The 15213-nt window shown below is 40.2% G+C and carries 15 protein-coding genes; 7 read left to right on the top strand and 8 right to left on the bottom strand.

Features of this window, described 5'->3' with window-relative positions:
• Positions 1-8 precede the first annotated feature (8 nt).
• Complete coding sequence (locus FTT74_RS04815) at positions 9-296, bottom strand: hypothetical protein (RefSeq protein ID WP_179991086.1); 288 nt, start codon at positions 294-296, stop codon at positions 9-11.
• A 245-nt stretch (positions 297-541) separates the two neighbouring features.
• Between FTT74_RS04815 and gorA the strand changes: the two genes are divergently transcribed.
• Together gorA and FTT74_RS04805 are read left to right on the top strand one after the other, a co-directional pair.
• The gene (gorA, locus tag FTT74_RS04810; protein ID WP_096900890.1) at positions 542-1894 is read left to right on the top strand and encodes a glutathione-disulfide reductase; all 1353 of its coding nucleotides are present in this window, start codon (positions 542-544) and stop codon (positions 1892-1894) included.
• Positions 1895-2383: 489 nt separating this feature from the next.
• Entirely contained in the window at positions 2384-2602 is a 219-nt protein-coding gene (locus tag FTT74_RS04805; protein ID WP_004973244.1) for a hypothetical protein, read from the top strand.
• A gap of 154 nt (positions 2603-2756) precedes the next feature.
• Here the strand turns inward: FTT74_RS04805 and FTT74_RS04800 are convergent, their stop codons facing one another.
• The gene (locus FTT74_RS04800; protein WP_004973247.1) at positions 2757-3203 is read right to left on the bottom strand and encodes a universal stress protein; all 447 of its coding nucleotides are present in this window, start codon (positions 3201-3203) and stop codon (positions 2757-2759) included.
• 50 nt (positions 3204-3253) lie between these two features.
• Entirely contained in the window at positions 3254-3703 is a 450-nt protein-coding gene (locus tag FTT74_RS04795) for a universal stress protein (RefSeq protein ID WP_004973248.1), read from the bottom strand.
• Positions 3704-4018: 315 nt separating this feature from the next.
• Here FTT74_RS04795 and FTT74_RS04790 point away from each other — a divergent pair, with 315 nt between their 5' ends.
• A complete protein-coding gene (locus FTT74_RS04790) occupies positions 4019-4990 on the top strand; it encodes an alpha/beta hydrolase (RefSeq protein WP_179988659.1) in 972 nt (323 codons plus the stop codon).
• A gap of 44 nt (positions 4991-5034) precedes the next feature.
• Here the strand turns inward: FTT74_RS04790 and FTT74_RS04785 are convergent, their stop codons facing one another.
• The 4 genes from FTT74_RS04785 to FTT74_RS04770 all read right to left on the bottom strand — a co-directional run bounded on the left by FTT74_RS04785 (position 5035) and on the right by FTT74_RS04770 (position 9019).
• Positions 5035-6210: a benzoate/H(+) symporter BenE family transporter gene (locus FTT74_RS04785; RefSeq protein WP_179988638.1), complete on the bottom strand. Its 1176-nt coding sequence runs from the start codon at positions 6208-6210 to the stop codon at positions 5035-5037.
• Positions 6211-6293: 83 nt separating this feature from the next.
• The gene (gene leuE, locus FTT74_RS04780; protein WP_179988637.1) at positions 6294-6956 is read right to left on the bottom strand and encodes a leucine efflux protein LeuE; all 663 of its coding nucleotides are present in this window, start codon (positions 6954-6956) and stop codon (positions 6294-6296) included.
• A gap of 96 nt (positions 6957-7052) precedes the next feature.
• On the bottom strand, positions 7053-8039 hold the full coding sequence (gene tal / locus FTT74_RS04775; RefSeq protein ID WP_136144603.1) for a transaldolase: 987 nt from the start codon (positions 8037-8039) through the stop codon (positions 7053-7055).
• A gap of 56 nt (positions 8040-8095) precedes the next feature.
• Positions 8096-9019 carry a LysR family transcriptional regulator gene (locus FTT74_RS04770; RefSeq protein ID WP_179988636.1) on the bottom strand — a complete coding sequence of 308 codons (924 nt, stop codon included), beginning with the start codon at positions 9017-9019 and terminating at the stop codon, positions 8096-8098.
• A gap of 107 nt (positions 9020-9126) precedes the next feature.
• Here FTT74_RS04770 and aceI point away from each other — a divergent pair, with 107 nt between their 5' ends.
• Positions 9127-9558 (top strand): chlorhexidine efflux PACE transporter AceI, encoded by a 432-nt coding sequence (gene aceI / locus FTT74_RS04765; protein WP_179988635.1) that lies wholly within the window; start codon positions 9127-9129, stop codon positions 9556-9558.
• Between the two features lie 109 nt (positions 9559-9667).
• Here aceI and FTT74_RS04760 read toward each other — a convergent pair whose 3' ends face one another.
• The gene (locus FTT74_RS04760; RefSeq protein WP_104852102.1) at positions 9668-11179 is read right to left on the bottom strand and encodes an acetyl-CoA C-acetyltransferase; all 1512 of its coding nucleotides are present in this window, start codon (positions 11177-11179) and stop codon (positions 9668-9670) included.
• Positions 11180-11418: 239 nt separating this feature from the next.
• On the opposite strand from FTT74_RS04760, the gene FTT74_RS04755 reads away from it, so the two are divergent.
• The 3 genes from FTT74_RS04755 (at position 11419) to FTT74_RS04745 (ending at position 15183) form a co-directional block, all read left to right on the top strand.
• Entirely contained in the window at positions 11419-12810 is a 1392-nt protein-coding gene (locus tag FTT74_RS04755) for a 3-oxoacyl-ACP reductase (protein WP_096900884.1), read from the top strand.
• Positions 12811-12952: 142 nt separating this feature from the next.
• Positions 12953-13807 (top strand): MaoC/PaaZ C-terminal domain-containing protein, encoded by an 855-nt coding sequence (locus FTT74_RS04750; RefSeq protein WP_179988634.1) that lies wholly within the window; start codon positions 12953-12955, stop codon positions 13805-13807.
• Between the two features lie 89 nt (positions 13808-13896).
• Positions 13897-15183 (top strand): serine hydrolase, encoded by a 1287-nt coding sequence (locus tag FTT74_RS04745; RefSeq protein WP_179988633.1) that lies wholly within the window; start codon positions 13897-13899, stop codon positions 15181-15183.
• Positions 15184-15213: the final 30 nt, after the last annotated feature.

The raw sequence follows: 15213 nt of genomic DNA, 5'->3' as shown, positions 1-15213 counted from the left end.
AGTTTCATTTAATTCAGCAAGTAATTTTTTCTCGTTATATTGCCGATCTTCAGGTTTAGAATTTTAAGTACAATTGGCATATATTCATGTTTGTAAATCTGCGTATATTCTTCACAAATAATATGTTTGCGCTCATCTGCAGAATAGTTATCTAAATCGCGAAGCAAGATTTCATTCATTTTGGTATTGATGAGATCGAGTTCATCAAACATGCTTGGGGCTTGATCTGACGGTTGGGATGGGGAACAGCCGAAAGTGATAAAGCTACATATCAGAACGTAAACCCACTGCTTCACATTGACCCCAATGATAAAAAATCAAATTTATATTATAGCCTTAAAAGCGTAAAATTTAAGTGAATAGTCAGTTTTATTGGCAGTGAAATCAATTGAATGACAGTGTGTCGATTTTGTGTATTTAGACAATATGGCTGACTTGGGAAATGCAGTTTTATGTGTTAGTTTTGATGAAAATGAATGTTTTTCTGCGCTGAATTTCTGCAGATGAGTATCTAAAAAATCACGAAAAATTGAGGCATGAAATGGCTAAACATTATGACTATTTGGTAATTGGGGCAGGAAGTGGTGGTATTGCTTCGGCCAATCGCGCGGCGCAATATGGTAAAAAATGTGCATTAATTGAAGTTGCAGATTTGGGCGGGACTTGTGTCAATGTGGGGTGTGTGCCTAAAAAAGTGATGTGGTATTCTGCGCAAATCGCCGATGCTATTCAAAAATACGGCCCAGATTATGGTTTTAATACTGAATTAAAATCGCATGATTGGAATACGTTAATTCAAAATCGTCAAGCTTATATTCAGCGTATCCATGCATCGTATCAATCAGGTTTAGCTAAAAACAATGTTGATGTGATTCAGGGCTTTGCTCGTTTTGTAAATGAAAAAACAGTTGAAGTAAATCAGCAGCAATACACTGCAGATCACATTTTAATAGCCACAGGAACTGAGCCAACACGTCCAGATATTGAAGGGGCAGAGCTAGGAATTGATTCAAACGGTTTCTTTGAATTGCAACAATTACCAAAACGCACGGCAATTGTCGGTTCGGGTTATATTGCCGTAGAGTTAGCAGGTGTTTTAAATGGGTTGGGTTCAGAAGTTGGATTGTTTATTCGTAAACAATTGCCGCTGCGTAGTTTAGATCAATTTTTAGGTGAAACATTACTTGAATGTATGCGTGATGAACATATCCAAGTGCATACGCAAGCCATTCCAAAGAAAGTCACTCGCCAAGCGGATCAGTCTTTGTTATTACATCTTGAAGATGGTTCACAGCATGAGGTCGATTGTCTGATTTGGGCAGTTGGACGTAAACCAAATACACAAGCATTGAACTTGGCTGCTGCAAATGTGCAGATTGATGAAAAAGGATATATCGCAGTAGATCAATTCCAAAATACCAGCCAAGCAGGTATTTATGCGGTGGGCGATATTATTGGAAAAATTGAGCTGACACCCGTTGCTGTTGCCGCAGGACGTAAATTGTCTGAACGTTTATTCAATCACAAACCAAATGAATATTTAGATTATCAAAATGTTGCCACGGTGGTCTTTAGTCATCCGCCTATTGGTACGGTGGGTTTAAGTGAAGCGCAAGCCATTGAACAGTTTGGGCAAGATCAGGTCAAAGTCTATCAATCTTCTTTTACCTCAATGTACACGGCTGTAACTCAGCATCGTCAAGTGTCTAAAATGAAATTGGTCTGCGTTGGTGATGAACAGAAAGTCGTGGGCGTGCATGGTATTGGCTATGGCATGGATGAAATTTTGCAAGGTTTTGCAGTCGCGGTCAAAATGGGCGCGACCAAGCAAGATTTTGACAATACTGTCGCAATTCATCCAACTGCTGCAGAAGAATTTGTGACTATGCGCTAATGGAGTAGCGTAGTCGCACACAAAGAGTATGGGTTAAAAAAATCCATACTCTTTTTTATTTTTGAAATTTGTAGATAAAAAATCAGAAGATAAACGTCAGAAAGATAAAGTTTGTTATCGTTATTTAGTTAGCCTAATAAGAAACCCACCGAAGTGGGCTTGTGCGATCAAACACCATCCATTGTGTCTGGGGTAGATTATCTCACGAAAATGATTAAGGTTTGATTAAGAAATTTTTGTTTTATTAAGTTTATCTTTACAAATTTGTAGCCGATGCTGCAAAGACTTTAAATCTATGTTATAATGTAACTTGTACAATAAAAATATCTCTATTCTCTCGTAGTTATTCATCATCATGCTGTGCTGCATTTATTTTATGCACTGCAAATTAAGTGTGATGAATGTTGTTGTATTAAAAAACTATGCTCAAAATTTTAATTTGAGCTTGATGTGTAAGTTATAAATGAATTGGTGTAAATATTGAAAAAAATGCAAACAATGCTTGCGAAAGCAGTGAATGGTCGTGAAATTATGGTGTCTTTGGTGGCATCAAAGAAAAAGCAAAATACCCGTGATGGTTTTAAATGGGTCGAAGTCGGAAAACATGTGTTGTTGGAATGTGGTCAGGAAATTGAACTGAATTTAGATGGTCGCAGTTTTTATACCGATACGCATGAAATGTTCCGTTTACCACATCGGGTTAATTAAGTTTTAGTCTGATGAATATTCAACTCAACTGGATTGCATAAAATATGTAATTTAGAAAAATTTTAAAAGTTTTATCCAGAAAAATCCCGTTCATTGGCGAACGGGATTTTTTTATTTTGTATTTTTACTGTGGCAAAGCACAGCCAGTATTGAATTAAACCTTAACAATCAAAACAGGAACAGGAGACTGAGTCAGTACGTTTTGGGCAACGCTACCGAGCATCATCTTTTTCACTCCAGTACGGCCATGCGAACCCATAATAATCAGGTCAGCACCAATTTCATTGGCAATTTGTACAATCCCTTCAGAGGCTGCAACACCGCGGATAATTTTGGTATCTACCGAAATACCTTCACGGCTAAAGGATTGCTGAATTTCAGCCAAACGATTTTGTGCATTTTGTTCAGCCTGCATGAAATAATCGGTAATTGCTGGTGCAACTTTGTAGAAGTCCACGCCTACAAAAGGATCAACTGCAATTACACTCATAATAGTAACAGGGCAATTTAGATCTTTTGCCAATGAAAGTGCTTGTTCGGCTGCAGCATAAGACATAGGTGACTCATCTACTGGAACAAGTAAGTGTTTATAAGTTGTCATGGCAAATCCTTATTAAAAATTTATGATGAAAATATGGCTTAAAATAGTGATTAAGCTTTAACTACAAGCACAGGTAATTCTGTATGACGTAATACGTCTGTGGCAAAGCTACCCAATAATAATTTTTGGAAACCTTTACGACCATGTGAACCCATCACAATCACATCGGCATTTAAGTCTTTCGCAGTTTTGATTACACCTTCAGCAGATACCAAACCCTCAACCACGCGAGTTTCTGCATTTACACCCACTGCTTTCGCAATTTCATCTGCTTCTTTTAATGCCTTTTGTGCATTGGCTGTCGCTTGCACAAAGTATTCTTTCATAATGGCAGATGAATAATTATAGTAAAAGTCAGAATCAGTAAATGGGTCTTCCGCAACAAGGCTAATTAAGGTGAGTTTACTGTTAAATACTTTGGCAATTTCAGCTGCATGTTTGACCGCTGAAAAAGAAATTTGTGAACCATCTACAGGGACTAAAATATTTTGGTACGACATGCGGGTAACTCCAGAAATTATGATTATTCGCCTTACACTTTATTGATAGCATATAGTCTATATAGGTTCAATTTAAAATCTGAAAAAAGATTGATAATTCATTTAATTACCCGCCAAATTTGCTGAAAGAAAAGATAAGCTGAAGATGATGAATTTACTCAACTCAACGGCAAAGCTATACGATAAAATAAGATGCTAAATTTGCAAAAATAAATAGACCTTCATAATTTAATTTTAAATTACTTGGGTTTGAATTGGGTGTATGAATCTTGAGGGAAATGTGGTTTGAAAATAATTTGGATGTTGCTGTGTTTTATGTTGTTAAGTGCTTGTCAAACCACGCAGCAGAACAGTCGAATCATTGCTGGTGCATTTAATCTCACCACAGGCTTGCAGCAAAAAATCATGGATCGCTATGCACCCAAAAACATACAAGTGCAACATGATATTGTGTATGCCACGCAGCCCAATTTGAGTTTTGACTTGTATCAAGACAGTCAATTGCAAGATTTAGCTGCACGCCCGACAATTGTCTGGATTCATGGTGGTGGCTGGATTGCAGGTTCAAAAGCCCACGCACGTGGCTATTTTAAATTATTAGCCGCGCAGGGCTTTAATGTAATTGCCGTACAATATCAATTTGCCCCGCATGCAACTTATCCTACTCAGTTGCAACAAATTGATCAGGTTTTAAATTACATCACGCAACATGCAGAAAAATATCAGCTTAATCCACAACAATTATATTTAGCAGGCGATTCTGCAGGGGCGAATTTAGCTAGCCATTATGCCGCATTATTGAGTAATCCTGCATTTGCACAGCAGTCTAATTTACAGCCGACTATTCAGCACAAACAACTTAAAGGGCTGATTTTGCACTGCGGGATTTATGATCTAAAAGCGTTTGTTGAAACTGCGCCAGATGAAATGAATATCGTAGAGTGGGGTGTTTATAATTTGGTGCAGGCTTACACGGGAGATCGGAAACAGGACAGTGAATTTCTGAAGAATATTTCGCCTATTCAACATTTAACGGCAAACTATCCTGCGGTATTTATCAGTGGTGGTAACAAAGACTTTTTAACAGAAACTCAATCTATGCCGATGCTGCATGCATTACAGCAACAGCAGATTCCTGTGACGACAGCATTTTATCCAGATACAAAAGCATGGTTAATTCACGAATATCAATTTTTTATGCACCAAAAAGAAAGCCAACAAACTTTTGCTAAAACAGTGGAATTTATCCGAAGCACAGCGGCCCTTAATGTATCGCGCATACAATAAATCAATACGATGCTTCTGAAAAAGTGTTTTAATCGCTTAGTTATTTAGCTTTTGCTTTGTTTAAACTTTGAAACTGCCAAAACCACACAACCAAAAATCAGTCCCCAGAATGCAGAACCAATACCAAAAAACTGCACCCCAGAAGCACTAAATAAAAAGGTCAATAAAGCGGCTTCACGTTCTGAAACGTGCTGAAAGGCGAGGGCAATGTTGTGTCCAATAGTACCGAGCAGTGCAATTCCTGCCAAAGCTGTAATAAAAACAGCAGGGAATAACATCAGTAAACTGGTAAGCGTTGCCGCAAATATCCCCATCAAGATATAAAACAAACCGCAGCTAATCCCCGCAATATAGCGTTTACTTGCATCGGGATGCGATTGATCATCTAAGCTAATAGCAGCACTGATGGATGCGATATTGACACTAAAACATCCAAATGGCGCGAAAATAACTTGTGCTGTGCCTGTCCAACCAATTAAGTGACGTACATTTGGGTTAAAGCCATAGCTTTTGATCATGGCAAGACCGGGCAAATATTGCGATGCCATATTAATGACAAACAAAGGCAGGGCTAAACCTAAAATGGCAGACCAACTTAATTCGGGTTGCATCCAAACAGGTTGCGCAATACTCCATTGCACACTCGGCATTTGAAATTGTAAGAAGATTGGGCATAACGCGACCCCAATCAATACAGTTAAAACAATGCTATAACGTGGGCTAAATCGTTTTGCCAATACATAGGCTGCCAATAAAGACAAAATAAATGCCCATGCTTCTTGCAGGCTGGTAAATAAGGCAATTCCAAATTTAAGCAGAACACCTGCCAACATGGCGCTGGTTAAACTTTGTGGAATATAAGTCAGTACCTTTTCAAAAATACCTAAAAAGCCAAGCACTGCTGTGAGTACGCCACAAAATAAAAATGCGCCAATTGCTTCGTGTAAGCTATAACCGCTGCCCGTGGCGATAATCAGTGCCAAGCCTGCGGTAGACCATGAGGTCGCCACAGGATATTTAAATTTCCAAGATAAAATCAGCCCGCTTAGACCAATACCTAAACCCAACGCGCAAAACCAAGAGCTGATTTGCTCAGCACTTGCGCCTAAAATTTGTGCTGCCTGAATGACTAAAACCGCGGAAACACTAATACCGACCAAGAAGGTAATAAAACCTGCAAATACTGCAGGCACAGAGAAGTCATTTAAAAGTTTTTGCATGCTTTCTTAGACATATTTTCTATAATTTATGAACAGATCATACACATTTGAACAAATAGTCAAAAGTGTTTTTTATACTTTTTTTATAGCGTTGAGCTTGCCAGTCTAAAGCCAAAACCGCAGAACAAAATACCAATGCTTGCAACGCAAATGGCTGCAATTTTATAGCGTTGATTGAAATAACTGGCTAATTTGACTCCTGAAAAAATCAAGATAGATAAATAACCCATGCTAATGATTTGTAGGACGATGGCTAAAACAGCAAAGCTCAGCATCGGGTAGGTGTAATCAGGATTGACGAATTGCACAAAAAAAGACAAATAAAACAAAATTGCTTTTGGGTTAATAACGCTAATCATTAAAGCAGTTCGGTAGGGATGAACCCGTTCAGTTGTATTGCTCGTTGCTGTTGTAGAAAGATTGGCGTGCGAAGTTCTGGTTTGTGGAAACCATGTTTTATAGGCTGCAATCAGTAGTTTAATACCTAAATAGCCTAAGTAGAGCGCACCAACTACTTTTAATAAGGTGAATAGCCATGGAAAAGCATGCAGTAATGAGGCTGCCCCTAAAATGGTGCACACAATTAAAATCAGATCACCCGTAAATACACCGAAAGCACCTGCATAGCCTGTGCGTATCCCAAAGCGTGAAGCCACTGACATGACATAGAGTGAGTTTGGGCCAGGCAAGAGCACAATTAAGGTTGTGCCAATTATAAAAGTGCTGAGGTCACTAATACCAAACACGCAAACTCACCTAAATAAAAACCGATGTTGCAGTATAACAACATCGGTTTTGTGGCTTAGTAAAAATTTTGGAATTTTACTGGGATAGGTTAAAGCTTAAGCTTTAATCTCTGCATCTAAGCCGAAAGACTGGCGTAATAGGGTGGCAAGTTGCTCACGCGCTTTAATAAAGCCATCAATGCCGCCTTGTAACAATTGGAACGCCATCAAATCTGCTTCAAGTTGCGCTTTGAATTGTTCCTTTTCAATTGCTGCCAGTGGTTCAGCTTGAACTTGAATGCCATTGGTCGATAACGCTGCAGCGACTTCTCGTTCATCAGCTTCAAGTTCTGCCAATAAATTTGGTGCAACGGTCAATAAATCACAACCAGCTAAAGCCAAAACCTGATCAATACTACGGAAACTCGCGCCCATAATTTCAGTTTGTACTTGGTGCTGTTTATAGAATTGATAAATTTTCTTCACCGAAAGTACACCTGGATCTTTTTCAATAGGGTAGTACATGACATTTTCAGCTTTTTTATACCAATCTAAAATTCGACCCACAAATGGCGAAATCAACGTCACTTTGGCATCTGCACAAGCATGTGCCTGATGTAAACCAAACAACAAGGTTAAATTGGTGTGAATGCCTTCAGCTTCCAACACTTTCGCCGCTTGAATGCCTTCCCATGTCGATGCAATCTTAATCAAAATGCGGTCTGAATGAACACCATAAGCTTGGTACAGTGCTAAAAGTTCTTTGGCTTTGGCAATGGTCGCATCAGTGTCATAAGACAAAGAAGCATCCACCTCAGTCGAAACACGACCTTCAATCAGCTTTAAAATTTCTACACCAAATTTGACCGTTAAAATATCAATGCTGCGCTCAACCAATAGATCATTTGTATAACCTTCAGCTTTGGCTTGCTCAAATGCAGCTTCAATCAACGCTTTATTTTCAGGTTGATTTGCAGCCGCCGTAATGAGTGATGGGTTGGTGGTCGCATCCAAAGGACGAAACTTTTCAATCGCAGCCAAGTCACTACTATCTGCAACAATAGTGGTTAAGTTTTTTAGTTGATTTAAAGCTGTCTGTGTCATTCGAGATCTAGTTCTTAGGTTATTGCTTATACATTCAGTTATATCACAACCAGCTTTTAACCCAAGTACCAAGTAAGAGGGTTTGTGGATAATTTACCAGTTTTTCTCAGATTTCGGACGTGATTAATCAAAAAATGAGCAGCAGCGCCCAACTGACGTTCTCGGCTCCAGACCAAATCGACAAAATATTCAAATTTTGGGGTGAAATCTAGCAGCTGTAAAATTTTTAATTCGTGTTGTAGTTCAGGATGTTCATTCAGCATTTCCAAGGGCAAGACACCCCAGCCTAAACCCTGCTTAATCATACTGCAGGCAGAATGATGATTATCGGTACGCCAATAGTGCTTAGAAAATAACAACTCGGGTTTAATCTGCCGATCACGGCTCGCCACTACAATTTGCCGATTTTGTAAAATCTGTTCAAAACTGACTTGATCAGATTCAGCCAGCGGTGAATGTCGGGCAGCGACAGGCACTAAAATTTCACGTTTTAATTCCACAAATTGTTCACTGCTTTGTAATTGTTCGCGTTCAAACATAAAGGCCAAGTCCGCTGCTTGAGTCATGAGTAAATGCAGTGCATCTTCTTGTGGCGCAGAGAAAATATTGATCTGCAATTCAGGAAATTGCTGTTCTAGTAACACAATATAATCTGTCCAGCGAGTGTGTAGTAATTCAGACACCACCACAATATTTAAGTGTGCTTCCAGCCCAGAACTGAGCGCAAAAGCATGTTGTTTCCATTGCTTCATTTCTATGAGCAGTTGTTTGCTTTTTTCGTAAAGACTCTGCGCTTGTGGGGTAGGCAAAGGTTCACGCCCAATCCGTTCAAACAGTTTTAGGTCTAAATCAATTTCTAAATTAGCAATGGACATACTAATTGCCGAAGGCACCTTGCCCAATTGGCGTGCAGCTGCAGAAAAAGAACCCGTTTCCATGACGGTGATAAAAATAATCAGCTGATCTTGATTGATATTCATGACAGAGGTTGGCTTTTATCTTTCAATATTATTGATGGATTCTAACTCGATTGGTCAATTAAATGAAAATAAAATAAGCGGGGAAGGATAAGTATTTGAGTAAGCAGATGTTGATTTCCAAAAGAAGATGGGTACATGCCCTGAGTTATGAAGTGATTTTATTGGTCATCATTGCTTTGGCATTAAGTTATGTGTTTGAAATGCCAATGCAAGTGACAGGTGGTCTAGGCATTGCGATGGCGGTGACATCGGTGCTGTGGAATATGTTTTTCAATCACTATTTTGAAAAGTTTGAAGCGCAACACCAGCTACACAGAACTTTTAAAATACGCGTTTTACACGCAATTGGTTTTGAAGGTGGCTTAATGCTCGCCACTATTCCCATGGTGGCGTATGCCTTAGAAATATCCCTGCTGCAGGCAATTTTGATTGATTTGCTGATGACGCTCAGCATTTTGCTCTATACCTTTATTTTTCAATATTGTTATGACCATATTGAAGCGAAACTGGGTTATGCCCCGCAACATTCAGTCAGATAAAGCGCTAGTAGCTAATTAAAAGTTGGCTGCTATAAATTTAGGGTTATAAAAAAGCCACCTGAATGAATCAAGTGGCTTTTATCTCTATCTAAATTAGAACTAGGCAGAATTATTTTTCAATAATTGCTGTTACACCTTGACCGCCTGCAGCACAAATTGACACCAATACACGACCAGAACCTTTTTGATTCAGAAGTTTGGCTGCAGTTGCAATAATACGACCACCTGTTGCTGCAAATGGGTGACCTGCCGCTAAAGATGAACCTTTAACGTTCAGTTTGCTGCGATCAATTGATCCTAAAGGTGCATCTAAACCTAAACGCTCTTTACAGAAGTTCGGATCTTCCCATGCTTTTAAGGTCGACAAGACTTGTGAAGCAAATGCTTCGTGAATTTCGTAATAGTCGAAGTCTTGTAAGGTTAAGCCAGCACGTTCAAGCATACGTGGGACAGCGTATGCAGGCGCCATCAACAAACCTTCTTTTTTACCTACAAAATCAACTGCGGCAGTTTCTTGGAAAGTCAAATATGCCAAGACTTCATGACCATTGGCTTTTGCCCATTCTTCAGAGGCAAGTAATACGCAAGATGCACCATCAGTCAGTGGGGTAGAGTTACCTGCAGTCATAGTGCGCGCGTCGCCTTTACCAAAAGCAGGTTTTAACTTCGCTAGTTTTTCTACAGTAGAATCTGCACGTAAGTTATTGTCACGTTCTAAACCTAAAAATGGCGTGATGAGATCATCAAAGAAACCTTCGTCATAGGCAGCTGCCATTTTTTGGTGAGATGAAGCTGCTAACTCATCCTGCGCTTCACGAGAGATGCCCCATTCCAACGTAGTAATGGCTTGGTGGTCGCCCATTGATAAACCTGTGCGTGGTTCACCGTTACGTGGCGCATCCATTAAATCTTTAATGTTGATTTTGGTTAATGCTTTTAAGCGGTCTTTACCTGTTTTTGCAATGTTCAATTCAAGCAATGCTTTACGCAAACCATCGCCAAATGCGATTGGCGCGTCAGAAGTCGTATCTACACCGCCTGCAACACCAACCTCGATTTGACCCAGTGCAATTTTATTCGCAACTAAAAAAGCAGCCTGCAAGCCAGTACCACATGCTTGTTGTATATCGTAAGCAGGTGTTTCAGGAGCAAGGGCAGTATTGAGTACGCACTCACGAGTCATGTTAAAGTCACGGCTGTGTTTGAGCACTGCACCTGCAACAACTTCACCCAAACGCTGACCTTGTAAGTTGAATCGTTCAACAAGACCATTTAATGCTGCTGTAAACATATCTGTATTAGATGCAGTAAAGTAAGCGCCATTAGAACGTGCGAATGGAATACGGTTACCACCGATAATAGCAACGCGGCGAACAGTGTTTTGGCTCATAATTTTATCCTGTTGAACAGAGGTATTGGTATTAGATGGTGCTTTTGTTTGCGTTGAAGCAGTTGTTTTAGCACGGCTAGTCGTGCGGGTACGTGTAGTTTTTGTCGTACTCGTGTTGGAACGGGTTGCAGTGTTGCTACTTTTGCTTGTACGTTTAGCAGTTGATGTATTTGACACAGAATCCGTTGCAGAATTTTCCACTGCTGGATTTTCTTGAGTTGTTTTGCTCATAAGGCTTTTCCAAGCATGTTAAGGGTCTACTTGATGCGTACATTAGCACAATAGTATGACAGCTGAATTGACTACAATGACATTGCAGAATGCATTCAGGTCAAGACATCTCATAATTAACTCAAGTATGATTTAGCACAAACGGGTAACGCTATTGAAATGTGGGCATTTGGCATCATATTGATGTTAAAAGATATCGTGTAATCCATCAAAAAATGAATTTATGAGAGATAATAATCATGACTGATCAATATCAAACATTTGCAAAATCTCCTATTGGTAAATTTGTCATTAAAAATTTGGGTTTACCATCCCCAACTTTTTTAGATCGTTTTGAGTCTGCAACACCAGTGGTAAAAGGTGCAGTACTTTTAGGTGCAGCCCCTGCAAGTGATTTGTCTGCATCAATTGCACAAGTTTTAGCTAATGTACATGCCAACAGTTATGCAGGTAACAATGCAGAATTGCAACAAGCTGCGGCAAAAGTGGGCTTAAATTTAGGTGCATTCAATCCAGGCGATAAAGAATCTAAATTTAAAGTGGTGGTGTTTGATGCTTCAGGTATTGAAAACTCTGAACAATTAAAAGCGCTTTATGAGTTCTTTAACCCAATCTCACGCCAAATTCAGGCTTCTGGTCGCGTGGTGGTGATTGGTACTACACCAGAAACTGCAGGCAGTGTGAAAAAAGCCATTGCACAACGCGCTTTGGAAGGTTTTGTAAAATCGGTAGGCAAAGAATTTAAAAAAGGCATTGCGGCTAACTTAATTTATGTCGATCAAGGTGCTGCAGCAAACTTAGAATCTACGTTACGTTTTGCAATTTCACCACGTTCTGCTTATGTGTCAGGTCAGGTGATTCGTGTGTCGAGTGCTGCAACTGTAGATGTAGATTGGGCAAAACCATTGGCAGGTAAAACTGCAGTGGTGACAGGTGCAAGCCGTGGTATTGGTGAAGCGATTGCGCATGTGTTGGCACGTGATGGTGCACACGTTATTTGCCTAGACGTTCCACAACAACAAGCAGATTTAGACCGTGTTGCTGCTGAAATTGGTGGTTCAACGCTAGCAATTGACATTACTGCTGCAGATGCAGGCGAGCAAATTAAAACAGCTGCCGCTGCACAAGGTGGTTTGGATATTATTGTGCATAATGCGGGGATTACCCGTGACAAAACTTTGGCAAATATGAAACCAGAGCTTTGGGATTTAGTCATTAACATCAACTTGTCTGCAATTGAGCGTGTGAACGATTACTTATTGGCAAATGATGGTTTAAATGCCAATGGTCGTATCGTTTGCGTATCTTCAATTTCAGGTATTGCAGGCAACTTGGGTCAAACCAACTATGCAGCATCTAAAGCTGGCGTGATTGGTGTCGTGAAATTTACCGCACCTGTTTTAAACAACGGGATCACGATTAATGCCGTTGCACCTGGCTTTATTGAAACGCAAATGACTGCTGCAATTCCTTTTGCCATTCGTGAAGCAGGTCGTCGTATGAACTCTATGAGTCAAGGTGGTTTACCTGTAGACGTTGCAGAAACCATTGCTTACTTTGCTTCATCGGCATCGACAGGTATTAATGGTAACGTGGTACGTGTTTGTGGTCAAAGCTTGTTAGGGGCTTAACACCTTCAAAGTTCTCTCCCTTGGTGAGGGGATTTAGGAGAGGGAGATAAGGGGATAGATTATTAACCCTTCTCTCTAGCTTTCTCCCAGCGGGAGAAAGAACTCCATTAAATAAATTAGAAAAACTTCTCAAAGGTTCAGTATGAATACTCGCCATTTTAGTCAACTTCCAAAACCCTATTTAGCCTATCCAAAAGTGATTCAGGGCTTAATTTTTAAAAAGCCAAAAGGTGAAAAAGTTCTGCCGCAAGTTGAATATGTGGTGGATTCATTCAAGGTCGATCAAAAGCACTTAAAAGCCTATAATGCAGTGACAGGTTTTAAAAATAACGGCTATATTCCTGCAATTTATTTGGCTGTATTGTCACAAAGTCTGCAAATGCACATGATGACCCAAGAAGCATTTCCATTTGCAATTTTGGGCTTGGTGCATATTCGCAACCAAGTCAAACAAAGCCGTAAAGTTGGATTGAATGAACAACTGACCTTGTCGTGTAAATTTGGTGAATTGCAACCACATGATAAAGGCGTACAGTTTGATTTTATTACCACTGTTAAAGTAGGCAATGAGGTGGTGATTGAAGGTTTAACCACGTATTTAGCACGTCAAAAAACCACCACTAAAGCAGCTGCAAAATCTGCAGAAAGCAAAGCGCCAAACTATGCCGTTCAAGCTGAATGGGATATTTCTGAAAATACGGGTCGCCGTTATGCCTTAACGTCTGGCGATTTTAACTTAATTCATATCCACGCGATTACTGCAAAAGCATTTGGCTTTAAACAAGCGATTGCGCACGGCATGTGGAGCAAAGCCAAAGCCTTATCGAGTTTGACTTTGCCAGATGCCTATGAAGCCGATGTCTGGTTTAAGTTACCTATGTATTTGCCATCTAAAGTTGAGTTTTTAACTGCAACGGACGCTAAAAATACAGATTTTTTAATTCGTAACAGTAAAAACCAAAAACCGCATGTGACAGGTGTTGTCACCGCGCTTTAATTCAGTGATCGAAAGCCCAGATTATTTAAATTTGGGCTTTTTATTTGCGCTAAACTTTTATTAACAAGAAAAACGAGATAAACAGGACGATGCAACATTTAAAGGATTATATTTTTGCTGAAACTGAAAATTATCGTGGATGGGTTGCACCTGAGTTTCATGATTTAGCGATGCAATTTAGCCGTTTGCAAAATGCACGTAGCCAACAGGGCGGGGCTGCTTTAGCGGTGTACTTTCAAGGTCAGAAAGTCGTCGATATTTACACAGGCAAAAAGTCGCCAGATGAAGACTGGCAAGCCGATACCTTATCTGTATGTTATTCCACAGGCAAAGGTGTATTAGCGACACTGGCACATATTTTGGTCAGTCAAGGACTGGTCGATTACGATACTCCCATTTATATATACTGGCCTGAATTCGCCCAAAATGGCAAAGCATTGATGACCTTAAGGCATGTGCTGAGTCATCAAAGTGGTTTATATGACATCCGTAATATCATTGCCGATGCGACTGAAATGGCAGATTGGTCGCACATGCTGGATGTGTTGGCTCAAGCCAAGCCACGTTTTGATGTAGCAAGTGAGGCAGCGTATCAACCTTTAACTTTTGGCTGGCTGGTCGGTGGGATTTTAGAAAAAGCTACAGGTCAAAAATTGGCTGAATTGATGCAGCAATACTTGGTTGAATCTTTGGCTTTGGATGGGGCGTATTTTGGTGTGCCTGCGTCTGAGCTTTCCCGTGTCGCACGACCATTTAAAACTGCTGTGACATCAGCGCAAACAGATGCATCATCTACAAATAAACAGACAGCTAAAGTTAAAAACCAAGCTAAATCGAGCAAACGTCCTGTATCAATATTCGATAAAGTCATTGCATGGAGTGGGCAAAATCCGCAAGACTTTCAGGATGGCATGATTCCCAAAGGCATGAAAAATTTTAGTTTTTTTAGTGATACAGGCTTACAAGCCGTGATTCCTGCTGCCAATGGTGTATTTACTGCACAAAGTTTGGCACGTATTTATGCCATGTTGGCGCAGGGTGGATCATGGCAAGGTCAGCAATTGATTCAGCCTGAAGTTTTTCAGAAATTGAGCCAAGTGCAATATGTGCAGCGTGATCGGGTTATGCCTATCCCGATGCATTGGCGATTGGGCTATCACCGCGTATTAAGTTTGGGTAAGCGCTCTCACGGTTTTGGACACATGGGTTTTAATGGTTCAGGCGCGTGGTGTGATCCTGACCGTCAACTCAGTTTTGCCTATACCCATAATTTTGCTGCAGGTTCTTTAATTGGTGATTATCGACTTTGGGGACTGAGTCAGGAAGCCATTCGCTGTGCAGATCGGCAATTGCAAGGGCGTAAAGGCTGGTTTTAGGCGTGATTGTACGTTCACTCTTTGCCAAAA

This window comes from Acinetobacter sp. YH01007 (genome assembly GCF_013420425.1).
Lineage (GTDB): Bacteria > Pseudomonadota > Gammaproteobacteria > Pseudomonadales > Moraxellaceae > Acinetobacter > Acinetobacter towneri.
The sequence above is the reverse complement of the archived record's forward strand: the minus strand, read 5'-3'. Positions and strand labels throughout refer to the sequence as shown.